The following is a 17,612-nucleotide window of genomic DNA, read 5'->3' on the forward strand; positions in this document are numbered from 1 at the left end:
GGCTACTAAGTTTCGATTCGAAAGATAACGGAAGCAATCAAAACCTATCAGCTGCAAATCGTCAAGACGTGCCCAATAAAAAAGACCGCCGGCGGCGGTCTTTTTCATACATCGAGCATTGTGGATAACTCAGCTCTTCTTGATCTTCTCAGGCCGCTTCCAGCCATCGATGTTCTTCTGCCGTGCCCGACCAACCGCCAACTGCGCGTTATCCACATTCTGGGTAATGGTCGAACCGGCCGCAGTGGTTGCGCCGGCGGAGATATCCACAGGTGCGACCAGCGAGTTGTTGGAGCCGATGAACACATCTTCGCCCAACACGGTTTTCCACTTGTTGGCGCCATCGTAGTTGCAGGTGATGGTGCCGGCGCCGATATTGGTGCGCGCACCGATCTCGGCGTCACCAAGGTATGTCAGGTGTCCGGCCTTGGCGCCCTCGCCCAAGCGGGCATTTTTCAGTTCGACGAAGTTACCCACATGGGCGCGGGCCTCAAGCACAGTGCCCGGACGCAGACGGGCAAACGGGCCGGCATCGCTGCCTTCACCCAACACTGCGCCTTCAATATGACTGTTGGCCTTGATCACCACGCCTTTGCGCAGGGTGCTGTCCTTGATCACGCAGTTCGGGCCGATGACCACGTCGTCCTCAATGACGACCTTGCCTTCGAGAATCACGTTGATATCGATCAGCACGTCGCGACCGACGGTCACTTCGCCACGTACATCAAACCGGGCCGGATCGCGAAGAGTGACACCCTGAGCCATCAGGCGACGACCGGCGCGCAACTGATAATGACGCTCCAGCTCGGAGAGCTGTTTGCGATCGTTGGCGCCCTGCACTTCCATCGGGTCGTGCGGTTGTTCGGTGGCGACAGTCAGGCCGTCGTTGACTGCCATCTCGATCACGTCGGTCAAGTAATACTCGCCCTGCGCGTTGTTGTTCGACAGGCGACTCATCCAGTCCGCCAGGCGGTTGGCCGGCACAGCCAGGATGCCGGTATTGCCTTCGGTGATCGCCCGTTGTGCTTCGCTGGCGTCTTTGTGCTCAACGATGGCGGCCACCTTGCCGTCGGCGTCGCGCACGATGCGGCCATAACCCGTGGGGTCGTCCAGTTCGACGGTGAGCAGACCCATTTGCCCCGGTACAACGTGCTTGAGCAGACGCTGCAAGGTCTCGACCTCGATCAACGGCACGTCACCGTAGAGAATCAGTACGGTATCGGCCGTAATGAACGGAACAGCCTGGGCCGTGGCGTGGCCGGTGCCCAGCTGCTTGTCCTGCAACACGAAGTTCAGGTCGTCTGCGGCCAGACGTTCGCGTACTACATCCGCACCATGGCCGATGACGACATGGATGCGCTGTGGATCAAGTTGACGGGCGCTGTGGATAACATGACCGAGCATGGAGTCGCCGGCAATCGGGTGCAGCACTTTTGGCAGCGCGGAACGCATGCGGGTGCCTTGACCGGCCGCGAGGATAACGATTTCAAGAGACATGACTGGCTACCAATCCTGGGTGGTCAGCAACTGCGACCGGGGTTTCGGGAATTCTGAAAAGAAAAAAGGGTAGCCGAGGCTACCCTTTTTTATCAATCGCACAACAAGTGGCTGACGGGTTAACCGCCAAACTTCTTGCGGATCTGCTGGACGGTGCGCAGCTGAGCTGCAGCCTCGGCCAGACGTGCGGATGCAGCTCCGTAGTCGAAATCTGCGCTCTTCTCATGCAGAGCAGCTTCGGCAGCCTTGAGAGCTGCTTGAGCCTGAGCTTCATCCAGGTCGGCGGCACGTTGCACGGTATCGGCAAGCACCTTGACCATGTTCGGCTGAACCTCGAGGAAACCACCGGAGATGTAGAACACCTCGGCTTCCCCGCCTTGCTTGATCAGGCGGATCGGACCTGGCTTCAGATTAGTGATCAGCGGCGCGTGGCCCAGAGCGATACCAAGATCACCCAGAGCACCGTGCGCAATCACCATCTCGACCAGGCCGGAAAAGATTTCTCCTTCCGCGCTGACGATGTCGCAATGGACTGTCATAGCCATCTGATTGCCTCAACCTAAATTAGCGCCCGTTGCCGGGCGCCTGGATTACAGTTTCTTGGCTTTCTCGATCGCTTCTTCGATGCCGCCGACCATGTAGAACGCTTGTTCTGGCAGGTGGTCGTAGTCACCGTTGAGGATGCCTTTGAAGCCAGCAATGGTGTCTTTCAGGGAAACGTATTTACCCGAAGCACCGGTGAAGACTTCAGCCACGAAGAACGGCTGCGACAAGAAGCGCTGGATCTTACGAGCACGGTTTACCAACTGCTTGTCGGCTTCCGACAGCTCGTCCATACCCAGGATCGCGATGATGTCCTTCAGCTCTTTGTAACGCTGCAGCACGTACTGAACACCACGAGCGGTCTCGTAGTGATCGTTACCGATCACGTTCGGGTCCAGCTGACGCGAAGTCGAGTCCAGTGGGTCTACCGCCGGGTAGATACCCAGGGAAGCGATGTCACGGGACAGAACGACGGTGGCGTCCAGGTGAGCAAACGTGGTCGCTGGCGACGGGTCAGTCAAGTCGTCCGCTGGTACGTATACGGCCTGGATCGAAGTAATCGAACCTTGCTTGGTCGAAGTGATGCGCTCTTGCAGCACGCCCATCTCTTCTGCCAGGGTCGGCTGGTAACCTACTGCCGAAGGCATACGGCCCAGCAGTGCGGATACTTCGGTACCGGCCAGGGTGTAACGATAGATGTTGTCGACGAACAGCAGAACGTCGTTACCTTCGTCACGGAACTTCTCGGCCATGGTCAGACCGGTCAGCGCTACGCGCAGACGGTTTCCCGGTGGCTCGTTCATCTGACCGTAGACCAGGGCTACCTTGTCGAGAACGTTGGAGTCCTTCATCTCGTGGTAGAAGTCGTTACCCTCACGAGTACGCTCACCCACACCGGCGAACACGGAATAACCGCTGTGCTCGATGGCGATGTTACGGATCAGTTCCATCATGTTTACGGTCTTGCCTACACCGGCACCACCGAACAGACCGACTTTACCGCCCTTGGCGAACGGGCAAACCAGGTCGATAACCTTGATGCCTGTTTCCAGCAGCTCGTTGCCACCGGCCTGTTCAGCGAAGGAAGGAGCGGCGCGGTGGATACCCCAGCGCTCTTCTTCGCCGATCGGGCCAGCTTCGTCGATCGGGTTGCCCAGTACGTCCATGATCCGGCCCAGAGTCGCTTTACCGACCGGTACGGAGATGGCTGCGCCAGTGTTGTTGACGTCCAGACCGCGCTTCAAGCCTTCGGTGGAGCCCATCGCAATGGTACGAACCACGCCGTCGCCCAGCTGCTGCTGAACTTCCAGAGTGGTTTCGGCGCCTTGAACCTTCAAGGCGTCGTAGATGCTCGGTACGCTGTCGCGTGGAAATTCCACGTCGATAACGGCGCCGATGATTTGAACGATACGTCCGCTACTCATAGCTGGATCCTCTGAATATTTGAACCGTTAAACCGCGGCAGCGCCGCCGACGATTTCCGAGATCTCTTGGGTGATCGCAGCCTGACGCGCCTTGTTGTAGATCAGCTGCAAATCGCTGATCAAATCACCGGCGTTGTCGGTAGCGTTCTTCATCGCGATCATCCGCGCAGCCTGTTCAGCCGCGTTGTTCTCGACCACCGCCTGGTACACCTGCGACTCCACGTAACGCACCATCAAGCCGTCAAGCAGCTCTTTGGCGTCTGGTTCGTAGAGGTAGTCCCAGTGGTGCTTGAGTTCCTGATCCGGGGTCGCCACCAGTGGAATCAACTGCTCCACGGTAGGCTGTTGCGTCATGGTGTTGATGAACTTGTTGGATACCACGGACAGGCGGTCAATACGGCCGTCCAGGTAGGCATCCAGCATCACCTTGACGCTGCCGATCAGATCATTGATCGACGGCTCTTCACCCAGGTGGCTGATAGCTGCAACGACGTTACCGCCGAAGTTGCGGAAAAAGGCCGCACCCTTGCTACCAACGACACACAGATCGATCTCGACGCCGTTTTCGCGGTTTACCGCCATGTCCTTGACCAGGGCCTTGAACAGGTTGGTGTTCAAGCCGCCGCACAGACCACGGTCACTGCTCACGACGACATAACCGACGCGCTTTACTTCGCGATCGATCATGAACGGGTGGCGGTATTCCGGGTTGGCGTTGGCCAGATGCCCAATTACCTGGCGGATACGCTCCGCATAAGGACGGCTAGCAGCCATGCGCATTTGTGCCTTGCGCATTTTGCTGACCGCCACTTTTTCCATGGCGCTGGTAATTTTTTGCGTGCTTTTGATGCTCGCAATCTTACTGCGAATCTCTTTTGCGCCTGCCATGTAACACCTATCAGGTTAGCAAGCGGGAGCCTTGCGGCTCCCGCTGCGGCTTACCAGGTTTGGGTGGCCTTGAACTTCTCGATACCAGCCTTCAGGCCAGCGTCGATTTCGTCATTGAAGTCACCTTTAACGTTGATCTTCGCCATCAAGTCGGCGTGATCGCGGTTGAAGAAAGCAATCAGCGCTTGTTCGAAGCTGCCGATCTTGGCGATTTCAATGTCAGTCAGGAACCCACGCTCAGCGGCATACAGCGACAGCGCCATGTCAGCGATCGACATCGGTGCGTATTGCTTCTGCTTCATCAGCTCGGTAACGCGCTGACCATGCTCAAGTTGCTTGCGGGTCGCTTCGTCCAGGTCAGAAGCGAACTGGGCGAATGCCGCCAGTTCACGGTACTGAGCCAGAGCGGTACGGATACCACCGGACAGCTTCTTGATGATCTTGGTCTGAGCGGCACCACCCACACGGGATACCGAAACACCGGCGTTCACTGCAGGGCGGATGCCCGAGTTGAACATGGCCGATTCCAGGAAGATCTGACCGTCGGTGATGGAAATCACGTTGGTCGGAACGAACGCGGAAACGTCGCCAGCCTGGGTTTCGATGATCGGCAGTGCGGTCAGGGAACCGGTTTTGCCGGTCACTGCGCCGTTGGTGAACTTCTCTACGTACTCTTCCGAAACGCGGGATGCGCGCTCCAGCAGACGGGAGTGGAGATAGAACACGTCGCCTGGGTAAGCTTCACGGCCTGGTGGACGGCGCAGCAGCAGGGAAATCTGGCGGTAAGCCACTGCTTGCTTGGACAGATCGTCATAAACGATCAGCGCGTCTTCACCGCGGTCGCGGAAGAATTCACCCATGGTGCAACCGGAGTACGGAGCCAGGAATTGCAGTGCTGCAGATTCCGAAGCGCTCGCTGCAACGATGATGGTGTTAGCCAGTGCACCGTTTTCTTCCAGCTTGCGAACCACGTTGGCGATGGTCGATTGCTTCTGACCGATTGCCACGTAGACGCAGAAAATGCCGCTGTCTTTCTGGTTGATGATCGCGTCGATCGCCAGAGCGGTTTTACCGATCTGACGGTCACCGATGATCAGCTCACGCTGGCCACGGCCGACAGGGATCATGGCATCGACAGCCTTGTAGCCAGTCTGTACAGGCTGGTCTACCGACTTACGCCAGATCACGCCCGGAGCAACTTTCTCGACCGCGTCGGTCTCGGTGTTGCCCAGTGGACCTTTGCCGTCAACAGGGTTACCCAGTGCGTCGACAACGCGACCCAGCAGTTCCTTACCAACCGGAACTTCGAGGATGCGGCCGGTGCACTTGGCGCTCATGCCTTCAGCCAGACTGGTGTATGCGCCCAGTACAACGGCACCTACGGAGTCTTGCTCCAGGTTGAGGGCCATACCGTAGACGCCGCCCGGAAACTCGATCATCTCGCCGTACATGACGTCGGCCAGACCGTGAATCCGCACGATACCGTCAGATACGCTGACGACAGTGCCTTCGTTACGGGCTTGGGAGGTCACATCGAGCTTTTCGATGCGGCCCTTGATAATTTCACTTATTTCGGAAGGATTGAGTTGCTGCATTGCTCTGCTGCCCCTTCAAACTCAAGATTTCAATGCTTCGGCAAGTTTCGCGATTTTGCCGCGAATCGAGCCATCGATAACCAGGTCGCCGGCGCGGATGACCACCCCCCCGATAAGGGAGCTGTCTTCCTCGACTTGCAGGCGCACTTCCCGGTTGAGTCGTGCACTGAGAACCTTGGCGAGTTTGTCTTGCTGTTCTTGGTTCAATGCAAAAGCACTGGTCACTTCAACGTCTACCGATTTCTCTTGCTCGGCCTTGTACAGGTCAAACAGAGCGGCGATCTCCGGCAGAAGCGGGAGACGGTCGTTTTCGGCAACGACATTGATGAAGTTCTGTGCCTTGGCATCAAACTTGTCGCCGCACACGTCAATGAACGTGGCGGCCTTTTCTGCGCTCGTCAGTCGCGGGGCCTTGAGCACGCGCTGCATGGTGTCGTCTTGCGACACCGCTGCTGCCAGGCCGAGCATGGCTGACCAATTGGCCAGTTGCTGGTGGGCCTGAGCGTGCTCGAAGGCCGCCTTAGCGTAAGGTCGGGCCAACGTGGTCAGTTCTGCCATGATCGCCCTCGCTTAGATTTCAGCAGCCAGTTGGTTAACCAGCTCTGCGTGCGCGTTTTGATCGATTGTGGCACCCAGGATCTTCTCGGCGCCGCCGACAGCCAGCAAGCCCACTTGGGCGCGCAGCTTGTCTTTGACGCTGTTCAGTTCCTGTTCGATCTCGGCTTGAGCCTGAACCTTCACACGGTCAGCGTCGATGCGGGCCTTTTCAACGGCCTCTTCGACAATCTGGTTACCGCGTTTCTTGGCTTGCTCGATGATTTCAGCTGCCTGAGCTTTCGCTTCGCGCAGTTGCTGACCCGCTTTTTCTTGGGCCAACTCCAGGTCGCGAGCTGCACGGCTGGCAGCGTCCAGACCATCAGCGATCTTCTTTTGACGTTCGTGCAGAGCTGCGATGACCGGAGGCCATACGAACTTCATGCAGAACAGTACAAAAATCAGGAACGCAACGGACTGGCCAATCAGGGTCGCATTAATGTTCACGCCAACACCTCGCAGTTACGTTGTCCATCACACCAAATCACTCGGAGATCCGAATGATTAGCCAGCGATCTGACCAACGAACGGGTTCGCAAAGGTGAAGAACAGAGCGATACCAACACCGATCATGGTTACGGCGTCGAGCAGACCGGCAACGATGAACATTTTAACTTGCAGCATTGGAACCATTTCTGGCTGACGCGCTGCGCCTTCCAGGAACTTGCCGCCCAGCAGGCCGAAACCAATTGCGGTACCCAGTGCGCCCAGGCCGATCAACAGTGCAACAGCGATAGCGGTTAGACCAACTACAGTTTCCATCTTTCCTCCCGACTTTTACGTCGTATGGTTTAGGTTTTTTAGATTAAAGCGGTAAAACAAATCGTTTCATGGTGCCCCGTGAGGAGCCCCTTCCCGTTTGACCGGGAAGGACATCAGACTAGTCGAGACTGGTCTTAATGGTTTTCTTCGTGCGCCATCGACAGGTAGACGATGGTCAGCATCATGAAGATGAACGCCTGCAGGGTGATGATCAGGATGTGGAACACAGCCCACGCCCACTGCAGGACAACACCCAGGCCGCTCAGCCAGAGCAGGCCGCTGCCGAACATCACAGCGATCAGGATGAACACCAGCTCGCCGGCATACATGTTGCCGAACAGACGCAGAGCCAGAGAGATCGGTTTGGCGATCAGGGTCACGAATTCCAGCAGGAAGTTCACCGGGATCAGCAGGGCCTGAACGAAGATGTTCTTGCTGCCGAACGGGTGCAGGGTCAGCTCGCCGATGAAGCCGCCGAGGCCCTTGACCTTGATGCTATAGAAAATGATCAGTGCGAAAACCGAGAACGCCATGCCCAGGGTCGCGTTCGGGTCGGTGGTCGACACGGCGCGGAACGGGATGTGGTGGTCGCCGGAGATCAGGATGGCCAGCTGAGGAATCCAGTCGACCGGTACCAGGTCGACGGCGTTCATCAGGAACACCCAGACGAAGATGGTCAGTGCCAGCGGTGCGATCACCGGGCTACGGCCATGGAAGCTGTCTTTCACGCTGCCATCGACGAATTCGACCAGGACTTCAACGAAGTTCTGCAATGCACCCGGCTGACCGGAAGTCGCCTTCTTGGCCGCCATGCGGAAAAGAAGAACGAAGATCAGACCCAGCGCGACCGACCAGCCGAGGGTATCGACGTGGAAAGCCCAGAAGCCCATTTCCTTGGCCTCTGCTGCGGTGTGGGCAAAGCCCCAGCCGCCGTTGGGTAGCTGACCGAAGGTCAGGTTCTGCAAGTGGTGCTGGATATAGCCCGAAGCGGTTGTTTCTGCCATGGTTGCCTCAAACGCCCTAAGGTCTCGAAAGTCTTGTTCTCATCAGCAGGGGAGCGAACCAGCTGACCGACTGAGTCAGCACGAAGGCGCCGAATACAGCGATCGGCGCCAGTGGCTTCACACCTGCAAACACCAGTGCAAACAGCACTGCCGTCAAAATCAGTTTGCCTGCCTCGCCGGCATAGAAAGACCGGACGATGGACTGGGCTGCTCGGGCGCCGGAAAACCGAAATGCCTTGTGAGCGAAATAAACATTGGGCAGCAAGGCTATCAGGCCTCCGCAAAGTCCCGAGTATCCGGCAACGACTCCGTGCCATTGCCAGAGCGCCAAAGCGGCAATGAGCAAAATGACAAATTGAGCCATCAACACCGGAAAAACCGCCAGGCGATGGAACGGCAGGCGGTTTGGCTTGCGGGTTTCCATCACTATTGCTCTCCAATGGTCGGCTGCCGAAATTCAATAACTTGGCATAATTTGTGCCGACAAAATGCGCGCAGAGTATAGGGGCGGTTCTGCCCCTATTCAACTGTCAGGTAGTGATTTCCGACTGCGCGCTACAAGAGGAATTGTTTCAGCGGATGTGTGCGAGCACACCTTGAAGCTCGTCGAGGGAGTTGTAACCGATCACCAACTGACCCTTTCCCTTCTTGCCGTGGCGGATCTGCACCGCAGAGCCTAGGCGCTCGGCCAGACGTTGCTCGAGGCGAGCGATATCCGGGTCGGGTTTGGACGGTTCGACCGGCTCCGGTTTGCCACTCAACCACTGACGAACCAGTGCCTCGGTTTGGCGCACGGTGAGACCGCGTGCGACAACATGTCGCGCCCCTTCCACCTGCTGATTGTCCGGCAGACCGAGCAATGCACGGGCATGACCCATTTCCAGGTCGCCGTGGGACAACATGGTCTTGATGACTTCCGGCAGCGCAATCAGGCGCAACAGGTTGGCCACAGTGACGCGGGACTTACCCACAGCCTCGGCGACCTGTTGCTGGGTGAGCTGAAATTCCTGCTGCAAGCGCTGCAGGGCCACCGCTTCTTCAATCGGGTTCAGGTCTTCGCGCTGGATGTTCTCGATCAGCGCAATGGCGATCGCGGTTTCATCCGGCACGTCGCGGACCATCGCAGGAATGGTTTCCTGGCCGGCCTGCTGACTGGCGCGCCAGCGGCGCTCGCCGGCGATGATTTCAAAACGACCACCGCCAATCGGGCGAACCACGATCGGCTGCATCACGCCCTGGGCCTTGATCGACTGCGCCAGCTCTTCCAGCGCCTGCGGATCCATGTCCCGACGTGGCTGATACTTGCCGCGCTGCAGCAGGTCCAGTGGCAGGTGCTGCAACTCACGGCTGTCAGCCTGCGCCGCTTGTTCTTCCAGCGAGCTGACAGTCGGACCGCTCAGCAGTGCATCCAGTCCTCGTCCGAGACCTCGTTTCTTGACGGCCATGGGGATTCCTTAAGTTGGCTGGGCAGCGGCGATGCGTGAATTTTTGCGCTGACGGCGAACCATCTCGCCCGCCAGGGCCAGATAGGCCAGCGCGCCACGCGATTGCTTGTCGTAGGCCAGCGCCGGCATGCCGTAGCTCGGGGCTTCAGCCAGTCGGATGTTGCGCGGGATCACCGTGTCGTACAGCTGATCACCGAAGTGTTCCTTGAGCTGGGCCGATACATCGTTCATCAGGCTCAGGCGCGGGTCATACATGGTCCGCAGCAGGCCTTCGACTTTCAGGTTCGGGTTCAGCAGTTCGGCGATGCGCTTGATGTTATCCACAAGGTCGCTCAAACCTTCGAGCGCAAAGTACTCGCACTGCATGGGAATAATCACCCCGTCAGCAGCGACCAGTGCGTTCAGTGTGAGCATCGACAGCGACGGCGGGCAGTCGATCAGAATGTAATCGTAGTTTTCACGGATCGGCGCCAGCGCACTGCGCAGACGGCTTTCCTTCATCTGCATTTCCAGCAGCACCACTTCGGCCGCCGTCAGGTCGCGGTTGGCCGGCAGCAGTTGATAACCGCCGTGTTCGGAGTAGTGCATGGCCTGGGCCAGATCGCATTCGCCGATCAGCAGGTCGTAGACCGAGTTTTCCAGGCCATGTTTATCCACACCGCTACCCATGGTGGCGTTGCCCTGTGGATCGAGATCGATCAACAGCACCCGGCGCTTGGTCGCGACCAGGGATGCTGCGAGGTTGATGCAGGTGGTGGTCTTGCCCACACCACCCTTCTGGTTCGCTATCGCGAATACCTTAGCCATTCTTGCTTGTGTTCCCAATCATGCCGTGCGGCGCAGTATCAGCAGATGGCGTTGGCCTTGGCAACCGGGTACGGCCAGGGCGTGTTCGCTATCGAGTTTGAAGTCTGCCGGCAATGCTACCAGCTCATCGGCCGGATGGACGCCCTTCATTGCCAACCAGCGCGTATCGGCGTCGCCGAGGTGGCGAGTCCAGTTGGTGAAGTTCTCCATGCTGCTGAAGGCCCGGGAAATGATCCCGTTGAACGGCTGTGCAGGCTGGAATGCTTCGACGCGACTGTGGATAACTTGCAGGTTATCCAGTTTGAGTTCGAGTTTGACCTGGGTCAGGAAGCGGGTTTTCTTACCGTTGCTGTCCAGGCAAGTCACTTGCGAGTCCGGATACAGGATCGCCAAAGGGATCCCCGGCATGCCGCCGCCGCTGCCGACATCCAGCCAGCGGCCGTTTTCGATGAACGACATCACGCTGAGGCTATCGAGCAAGTGACGGGAAACCATTTCGTCCGGATCGCGGACCGCGGTCAGGTTGTAGGCCTGGTTCCATTTGATCAACAGGGCCAGATAACCCAGCAACAATTCGTGCTGGGTTTCAGTGAGATTGACACCGAGCTCGCGGGCTCCTGTGGATAACTCTTCGGCGTGTTGCGAAGTGACCTTAGAACTCAAGCGCTTTGCTCCAACTGACGGCCCGCGCCGCGTTTTTTCAAATGGATCATCAACAGCGAAATCGCTGCCGGGGTCACACCCGGGATCCGCGAAGCCTGGCCCAGCGTCTCGGGACGAGTCGCGCCAAGCTTGCTCTGGATCTCCTTGGAGAGACCGGAAATGTTGGTGTAATCGATATCCACAGGCAGTTTCGTGTCTTCGCTTGCACGCAGACGGGCGATTTCGTCCTGTTGACGGTCGATGTAACCGGCGTATTTGGTCTTGATCTCGACCTGTTCGGCGACCTGTGGATCTTCCGCGCCCTGCCCGGTCACTTCGACCAGACCAGCGTAGTCGATTTCCGGACGGCTCAAGAGATTGAGCAGGTTGTATTCGTGAGTCAGCGGCGTACCGAATTTCTCGGCAATCGCATCGCCCTGCGGAGTGCCCGGGCGAACCCAGGTGCTTTTCAGGCGCTGCTCTTCGAGTTCGATGCTCTCGCGTTTTTTGCAGAACGCTGCCCAGCGCGCGTCATCGACCAGGCCCAGTTCGCGACCTTTTTCGGTCAGACGCAGGTCGGCGTTGTCCTCACGCAGGATCAGGCGGTACTCGGCACGGGAAGTGAACATGCGGTACGGCTCTTGGGTACCTAGGGTGATCAGGTCGTCGACCAGTACCCCGATGTACGCCTCATCACGACGCGGGCACCAGGCTTCTTTGCCTTTCGCACGCAATGCGGCGTTCGCGCCGGCGAGCAAACCCTGGGCGCCGGCTTCTTCGTAACCGGTGGTGCCGTTGATCTGACCAGCGAAGAACAGACCGCCGATGACTTTGGTCTCCAGGCTGTACTTCAGGTCGCGCGGATCGAAGTAGTCGTACTCGATTGCATAACCCGGACGCACGATGTGCGCGTTTTCCATGCCGCGGATCGATTGCACAATCTGCAATTGCACGTCGAACGGCAGGCTTGTGGATATCCCGTTCGGATACAGCTCATGGGTGGTCAGGCCTTCCGGCTCGATGAACACCTGATGGCTTTCCTTGTCGGCGAAGCGGTGAATCTTGTCTTCGATCGACGGGCAATAACGTGGGCCGATGCCTTCGATCTCGCCTGCAGCGGAATACATCGGCGAACGGTCGAGGTTCGCGGCAATGATTTCGTGGGTGCGGGCGTTGGTGTGAGTAATCCAGCAACTGACTTGCCGTGGATGTTGTTCCTTGTTGCCCATGAACGACATCACCGGGATCGGCGTATCGCCTGGCTGCTCGGTCATCACCGAGAAATCCACCGACTTGCCGTCGATACGCGGTGGCGTACCGGTTTTCAGGCGACCGACACGCAGCGGCAATTCACGCAGACGATGCGCCAGGGCGATCGATGGTGGATCACCGGCGCGACCACCGGAAAAATTCTGCAAGCCGATGTGGATAAGTCCGCCCAGGAACGTACCAGTGGTCAACACCACGGAATCGGCGAAGAAACGCAGACCCATTTGCGTGACGACACCGCGTACTTGTTCCTGCTCGACGATCAGGTCGTCAGCAGCTTGTTGAAATATCCACAGGTTCGGCTGGTTTTCCAGAATTTCGCGGACAGCGGCCTTGTACAAAATCCGGTCGGCTTGCGCACGGGTTGCACGTACGGCTGGGCCTTTGCGGCTGTTCAACACGCGAAACTGGATACCGCCCAGATCGGTGGCCATGGCCATCGCGCCGCCGAGGGCGTCGATTTCCTTGACCAGATGGCTTTTGCCAATGCCGCCAATGGCCGGGTTGCAACTCATGGCACCGAGGGTTTCCACGTTGTGCGTCAGCAGAAGGGTTTTTGCGCCCATGCGTGCTGAGGCCAGTGCTGCCTCGGTACCGGCATGACCGCCGCCGATGACGATCACTTCAAAACGGGAAGGGAAATCCACCACGCACCTCGTGCCTGCTTAAGTAGGTAATTCAGGAATAGTTTGAGATCAGGTTTCTGGACCTGGTCGGCAAGTATAGGGACTTCGCCCTTCCTAAAGAACCCTTTGCACAAAATTTAACCAGCTGTGGAGAACTCGCGGTTAAAAGAATAAAAAAGAGAGAAATTTATAAAACCTTTGTTTTAAAGCTTATTCTTACTGCCCATGGTTTCTGTGGATAGATTTCTGCAGGCCTTTATTTTCAATGTGTATAGAGATTCAAAACCCTGTGGCCATGTCGCCATGAGGCCCTTGGATAACCGGTGTAAGCCTGTGGATGAATGAGGTGGTTATCCACAGCGGCAGTTATGTTCAGTTTTCATGCCCTGTTATCAACTGCCCTCAGCGGCAGTTATTCACAGGGCTTAATCCACAGAAATCGGATGAATGAAGGAATCGCGGACACGGAAAATCCGCTCAGGAACAGAAATCTGTCCGGCACTGGAGGAAGGAAAAACGAGGAAGGAGGACAGACAGGTCGCGAACGGACCTGTCTGTGGACAACGGGAGGTTTATTTACCGATGCAGAAGCTGGAAAAGATCCGTCCCAGCAGATCATCGGAGCTGAAGGCGCCGGTGATTTCCCCGAGAGACTGCTGGGCCTGACGCAGGTCTTCGGCCAACAGCTCACCAGCACCCGCCAAGGTCAGTTGGGCACGTCCATGTTCTAGGGCATCACTGGCATGACGCAGGGCTTCGAGGTGCCGGCGGCGTGCGCTGAAGCTGCTTTCCGATGTTTGTTCGTAGCCCATGCAGGCTTTGAGGTGATCACGTAGCAGGTCCAGACCTTCACCGGCAGACTTGGCGCTCAGGCTGATCGTCACGTGGCCATCGTCACTGACTTCCAGGGCAATGGGTTCACCGGTGAGATCAGCCTTGTTACGAATCAGAGTGACCTTCGCCGGATCTGGCCGGGTTTCAAGGAATTCCGGCCACAAGGCGAACGGATCGGCGGCCTCTGGCGCAGTGGCATCGACGACCAGCAGCACTCGGTCAGCTTCGCCTATGGCTTTCAACGCTCGTTCAACGCCGATCTTTTCCACATGGTCATCGGTATCACGCAGACCGGCGGTGTCCACAACATGCAGCGGCATGCCGTCGATGTGGATATGTTCACGCAGGATATCCCGAGTGGTGCCGGCGATTTCGGTCACGATCGCGGCTTCACGACCGGCCAGTGCGTTCAGCAGGCTGGATTTGCCGGCATTCGGACGACCGGCAATCACCACGGTCATGCCGTCACGCAGTAACGCACCCTGCCCGGCTTCGCGCAATACGGTGGATAACTCGTTACGAACCTTGTCGAGCATGCTCAGCACATGGCCGTCGGCGAGGAAGTCGATTTCTTCTTCCGGGAAGTCGATCGCCGCTTCGACATAGATCCGCAGGCCGATCAGCTGTTCGGTGAGGTTATGCACACGTTGGGAGAAGGCCCCTTGCAAGGAGCGCAAGGCATTGCGCGCGGCCTGTGCAGAACTGGCTTCGATCAGATCGGCGATGGCCTCGGCCTGCGCCAGATCCAGTTTGTCGTTGAGGAACGCTCTTTCGCTGAACTCACCGGGACGAGCCAGACGGCAGCCCAGTTCCAGACAACGCTTTAGCAACATGTCGAGGACGATCGGGCCACCGTGGCCCTGCAGTTCCAATACGTCTTCGCCGGTGAACGAGTTCGGCCCGGGGAAATACAGCGCCAGACCTTCATCCAGCACCTGTTGATCGTCACTGAAGAACGGGCCGTAGTGGGCAAACCGTGGTTTCAGCTCGCGGCCGCTGATGGCTTTGGCCGCAACGCTGGCCAGCGGCCCGGAAATTCGAACGATGCCCACGCCGCCACGGCCCTGGGCGGTAGCGACGGCTGCGATGGTTTCACGAGGTGCGCTCATAAACCGGTATCCAGACAAAAATGGCAGATAGCAAAACGCCCCACTAGGGGGCGTTTTGAGTGGTGTTATCCACAGAGTAAGTTACGCCTCGGCTTTTTTCGTCGCCGCTTCGATCTTACGCGTGATGTACCACTGTTGGGCAATCGACAGGCAGTTGTTCACAACCCAGTACAGCACCAGACCCGCCGGGAACCACAGGAAGAAGAAGGTGAAGATGATTGGCATCATTTTCATCACCTTGGCCTGCATCGGATCCGGAGGTGTAGGGTTCAGACGCTGCTGGATGAACATGGTCGCACCCATGATGATCGGCAGGATGAAGAACGGATCCTTGATCGACAGGTCGGTAATCCACAGCATGAACGGCGCCTGGCGCATTTCCACGCTTTCCAGCAGAACCCAGTACAGGGAAAGGAAAACCGGCATCTGCACCAGGATCGGCAAGCAGCCGCCCAGCGGATTGATCTTCTCTTTCTTGTACAGCTCCATCATGGCTTGCGACATTTTCTGCCGGTCATCGCCATGTTGCTCTTTCAGTGCAGCCAGTTTCGGAGCCACGGCGCGCATGCGGGCCATCGACTTGTAGCTGGCGGCCGACAGAGGGAAGAAGATCCCTTTGATCAGCATGGTCAGGAAGATGATCGACCAGCCCCAGTTGCCGACGATGCTGTGGATATGTTGCAGCAGCCAGAAGATTGGCTGGGCAATGAACCACAGAATGCCGTAGTCGACAGTCAGTTCCAGACCTGGGGACAACTCTTTCAGCACAGCCTGGCTTTTCGGACCGGCGTACAGAACAGCGCTGGTTTCGACTTTCGCACCCGGTGCAGCGGTCAGCGAAGGACCGGTGTAACCGATGATGTAGTTGCCTTTGCTGTCTTTACGGGTCTGGACGATGTTGTTTTCGCCCTTCGGAGCAACCCATGCAGTCACGAAGTAGTGTTGCAGCCAGGCTACCCAACCACCGGTGACAGTTTCCTTGAGCTGAGCTTTGTCCATGTCCTTCATGGACACTTTCTTGTACGGCTCGGAACTTGTCCACAGGGCGGCGCCCAGGTAAGTCGCGGTACCGGTAGCAGTGGTCGACGAAGGATCAGCGCTTGCATCGCGTTTCAGCTGAGCAAACATCGAACCGGACCAAGGCTGAGCGCTCTGGTTGTCGATCAGATAGGTCACGGTCACGTCATACAGGCCACGTTTCAAGGTGAAACGCTTGATGTAATTGACGCCGTCCTTGCTGAACTTCAGGTCGACGACCAGTTGGTCCTGACCGTCAGCCAGTTGATAAGTCTTCTTCTCCGAGGAGTAGACCGGACGACCGGCCGGGTTTGCATCCGGACCGTTGGTGCCAATCAGACCGCTCTGTGCCAGATAAGTACGTTCGCCACCGTTGTCGAACAGCTGGAACGGAACGTCCGGACGATCCTGACGACGTGGATACAGCGGCAAGGTCAGCTGGGCAACATCGCCACCTTGTGGATCGATCGCGAGATCGAGCACATCGGTTTTGATCTGGATCAGATCCTTGCTGACGGCGACCGGCGTTTCGGCAGGTGCGCTGGTATCGCTTGCGGCGCGCGGAATATCGTCACTGGCAGCAGCATTATTGCCAGTGGCGGTGTCCGGCAAACCGGATGTAGTCGTACTGGAAGCAACATTCTGAGTCGGCAGGGCAGCCTGGCCATAGTCCTGGTTCCATTTAAGGACCATGACGTAGGACACGATTGCCAGGGCGACGATCAGGATCGTGCGTTTGATATCCATGATTACTCGGCCATCGAAGAAGAACGGGAGGTAGGGATAGGTGGAACCGGGTCATAACCACCGGGATTCCACGGATGACAGCGACCTAAACGACGAAAGGTCAGCCAGCCACCGCGCAGAAGGCCATGATTTTCGATGGCTTCATACGCGTAGCAAGAACAACTGGGGTAGAAACGACAGTGACTGGCCATCAGGGGACTAATGGCGTAGCGATAAAACTGGATCGGAACGAGCGCCAGTTTACGCATCTGGACTGTCTACCCCTACAGTTTCGGTTTTGACTGCTGGTACCGGCTTGTTGCGTGCCAGACGTTTCCAGAGTTTGCCGAAATGCTGAATCAATTCGGGGTTTTCTACGTCACCCAAACCTTTGCGCGCGACGATAACGATGTCCCAGCCGACCAGTGAATCCTGGTGCAGGCGAAACGATTCGCGCATAAGACGTTTGAGGCGATTGCGCTCGACGGAGAGCTTGACGCTCTTTTTCCCGATAACCAGTCCGAGACGGGGGTGATCGAGATCGTTGTTGCGCGCAAGGAGCAGGAGATTTTTCCCCGGAACCTTGCCGGTAGGGGAGTCAAAGACTGCCTTGAAATGCCGGGGAGTAAGCAGACGCTTTTCCCGACTGAAGTCCTGACTCACCTCCAGTGCCGGATTATCAAACTGCCAGACGTGCGCGGCCTTTGGCGCGACGACGCGACAGTACGGCACGACCGTTCTTGGTAGCCATGCGAGCACGGAAACCGTGGGTACGAGCGCGTTTGATAGTGCTTGGTTGGAAAGTACGTTTCATGTCGTGTTACCTGGTT

General features: G+C 57.5%; 19 protein-coding genes. All 19 read right to left on the reverse strand.

The annotated features are described in order from the left end of the window. Positions 1-129: 129 nt before the first annotated feature. On the reverse strand, positions 130-1,497 hold the full coding sequence (gene glmU, locus EIY71_RS09115; RefSeq protein WP_134021472.1) for a bifunctional UDP-N-acetylglucosamine diphosphorylase/glucosamine-1-phosphate N-acetyltransferase GlmU: 1,368 nt from the start codon (positions 1,495-1,497) through the stop codon (positions 130-132). Between the two features lie 119 nt (positions 1,498-1,616). Then, positions 1,617-2,042, reverse strand: a complete 426-nt coding sequence (locus EIY71_RS09120; RefSeq protein WP_007954164.1) for a F0F1 ATP synthase subunit epsilon — start codon at positions 2,040-2,042, stop codon at positions 1,617-1,619. A 45-nt stretch (positions 2,043-2,087) separates the two neighbouring features. Next, positions 2,088-3,464 carry a F0F1 ATP synthase subunit beta gene (gene atpD / locus EIY71_RS09125; protein ID WP_007954162.1) on the reverse strand — a complete coding sequence of 459 codons (1,377 nt, stop codon included), beginning with the start codon at positions 3,462-3,464 and terminating at the stop codon, positions 2,088-2,090. A 27-nt stretch (positions 3,465-3,491) separates the two neighbouring features. Continuing rightward, positions 3,492-4,352, reverse strand: coding sequence for a F0F1 ATP synthase subunit gamma (gene atpG, locus EIY71_RS09130; RefSeq protein WP_007954161.1), 861 nt, complete (start codon positions 4,350-4,352; stop codon positions 3,492-3,494). 50 nt (positions 4,353-4,402) lie between these two features. Continuing rightward, positions 4,403-5,947, reverse strand: a complete 1,545-nt coding sequence (gene atpA / locus EIY71_RS09135) for a F0F1 ATP synthase subunit alpha (protein WP_041073579.1) — start codon at positions 5,945-5,947, stop codon at positions 4,403-4,405. A gap of 21 nt (positions 5,948-5,968) precedes the next feature. After that, the gene (locus EIY71_RS09140) at positions 5,969-6,505 is read right to left on the reverse strand and encodes a F0F1 ATP synthase subunit delta (RefSeq protein WP_011336717.1); all 537 of its coding nucleotides are present in this window, start codon (positions 6,503-6,505) and stop codon (positions 5,969-5,971) included. Positions 6,506-6,517: 12 nt separating this feature from the next. After that, the gene (locus EIY71_RS09145; protein ID WP_011336718.1) at positions 6,518-6,988 is read right to left on the reverse strand and encodes a F0F1 ATP synthase subunit B; all 471 of its coding nucleotides are present in this window, start codon (positions 6,986-6,988) and stop codon (positions 6,518-6,520) included. 57 nt (positions 6,989-7,045) lie between these two features. Further along, positions 7,046-7,303 (reverse strand): F0F1 ATP synthase subunit C, encoded by a 258-nt coding sequence (gene atpE, locus EIY71_RS09150; protein WP_003097235.1) that lies wholly within the window; start codon positions 7,301-7,303, stop codon positions 7,046-7,048. A gap of 134 nt (positions 7,304-7,437) precedes the next feature. Beyond that, positions 7,438-8,307 (reverse strand): F0F1 ATP synthase subunit A, encoded by an 870-nt coding sequence (gene atpB / locus EIY71_RS09155; protein ID WP_007954148.1) that lies wholly within the window; start codon positions 8,305-8,307, stop codon positions 7,438-7,440. A 16-nt stretch (positions 8,308-8,323) separates the two neighbouring features. After that, entirely contained in the window at positions 8,324-8,731 is a 408-nt protein-coding gene (locus EIY71_RS09160) for a F0F1 ATP synthase subunit I (protein ID WP_003229783.1), read from the reverse strand. Positions 8,732-8,879: 148 nt separating this feature from the next. Then, positions 8,880-9,752, reverse strand: a complete 873-nt coding sequence (locus EIY71_RS09165; protein ID WP_064600630.1) for a ParB/RepB/Spo0J family partition protein — start codon at positions 9,750-9,752, stop codon at positions 8,880-8,882. Between the two features lie 9 nt (positions 9,753-9,761). After that, positions 9,762-10,559 (reverse strand): ParA family protein, encoded by a 798-nt coding sequence (locus tag EIY71_RS09170; protein ID WP_007954142.1) that lies wholly within the window; start codon positions 10,557-10,559, stop codon positions 9,762-9,764. A gap of 18 nt (positions 10,560-10,577) precedes the next feature. Next, complete coding sequence (rsmG, locus tag EIY71_RS09175) at positions 10,578-11,222, reverse strand: 16S rRNA (guanine(527)-N(7))-methyltransferase RsmG (protein WP_007911906.1); 645 nt, start codon at positions 11,220-11,222, stop codon at positions 10,578-10,580. Continuing rightward, positions 11,219-13,117, reverse strand: a complete 1,899-nt coding sequence (gene mnmG, locus EIY71_RS09180) for a tRNA uridine-5-carboxymethylaminomethyl(34) synthesis enzyme MnmG (RefSeq protein WP_007954140.1) — start codon at positions 13,115-13,117, stop codon at positions 11,219-11,221. The genes rsmG and mnmG overlap by 4 nt, the downstream gene beginning before the upstream one ends. A gap of 551 nt (positions 13,118-13,668) precedes the next feature. Next, the gene (mnmE, locus tag EIY71_RS09190; RefSeq protein ID WP_085606314.1) at positions 13,669-15,039 is read right to left on the reverse strand and encodes a tRNA uridine-5-carboxymethylaminomethyl(34) synthesis GTPase MnmE; all 1,371 of its coding nucleotides are present in this window, start codon (positions 15,037-15,039) and stop codon (positions 13,669-13,671) included. 81 nt (positions 15,040-15,120) lie between these two features. Next, complete coding sequence (gene yidC, locus EIY71_RS09195; protein WP_085748005.1) at positions 15,121-16,803, reverse strand: membrane protein insertase YidC; 1,683 nt, start codon at positions 16,801-16,803, stop codon at positions 15,121-15,123. Positions 16,804-16,805: 2 nt separating this feature from the next. Then, positions 16,806-17,051 (reverse strand): membrane protein insertion efficiency factor YidD, encoded by a 246-nt coding sequence (gene yidD / locus EIY71_RS09200; protein ID WP_010465488.1) that lies wholly within the window; start codon positions 17,049-17,051, stop codon positions 16,806-16,808. Continuing rightward, positions 17,044-17,445 carry a ribonuclease P protein component gene (gene rnpA / locus EIY71_RS09205; RefSeq protein ID WP_011336726.1) on the reverse strand — a complete coding sequence of 134 codons (402 nt, stop codon included), beginning with the start codon at positions 17,443-17,445 and terminating at the stop codon, positions 17,044-17,046. The genes yidD and rnpA overlap by 8 nt, the downstream gene beginning before the upstream one ends. 16 nt (positions 17,446-17,461) lie before the next feature. After that, the gene (rpmH, locus tag EIY71_RS09210; protein WP_003213577.1) at positions 17,462-17,596 is read right to left on the reverse strand and encodes a 50S ribosomal protein L34; all 135 of its coding nucleotides are present in this window, start codon (positions 17,594-17,596) and stop codon (positions 17,462-17,464) included. Between the last annotated feature and the right edge of the window lie 16 nt (positions 17,597-17,612).

Source organism: Pseudomonas sp. CH235 (assembly GCF_004368175.1).
GTDB lineage: Bacteria > Pseudomonadota > Gammaproteobacteria > Pseudomonadales > Pseudomonadaceae > Aquipseudomonas > Aquipseudomonas paraglycinae.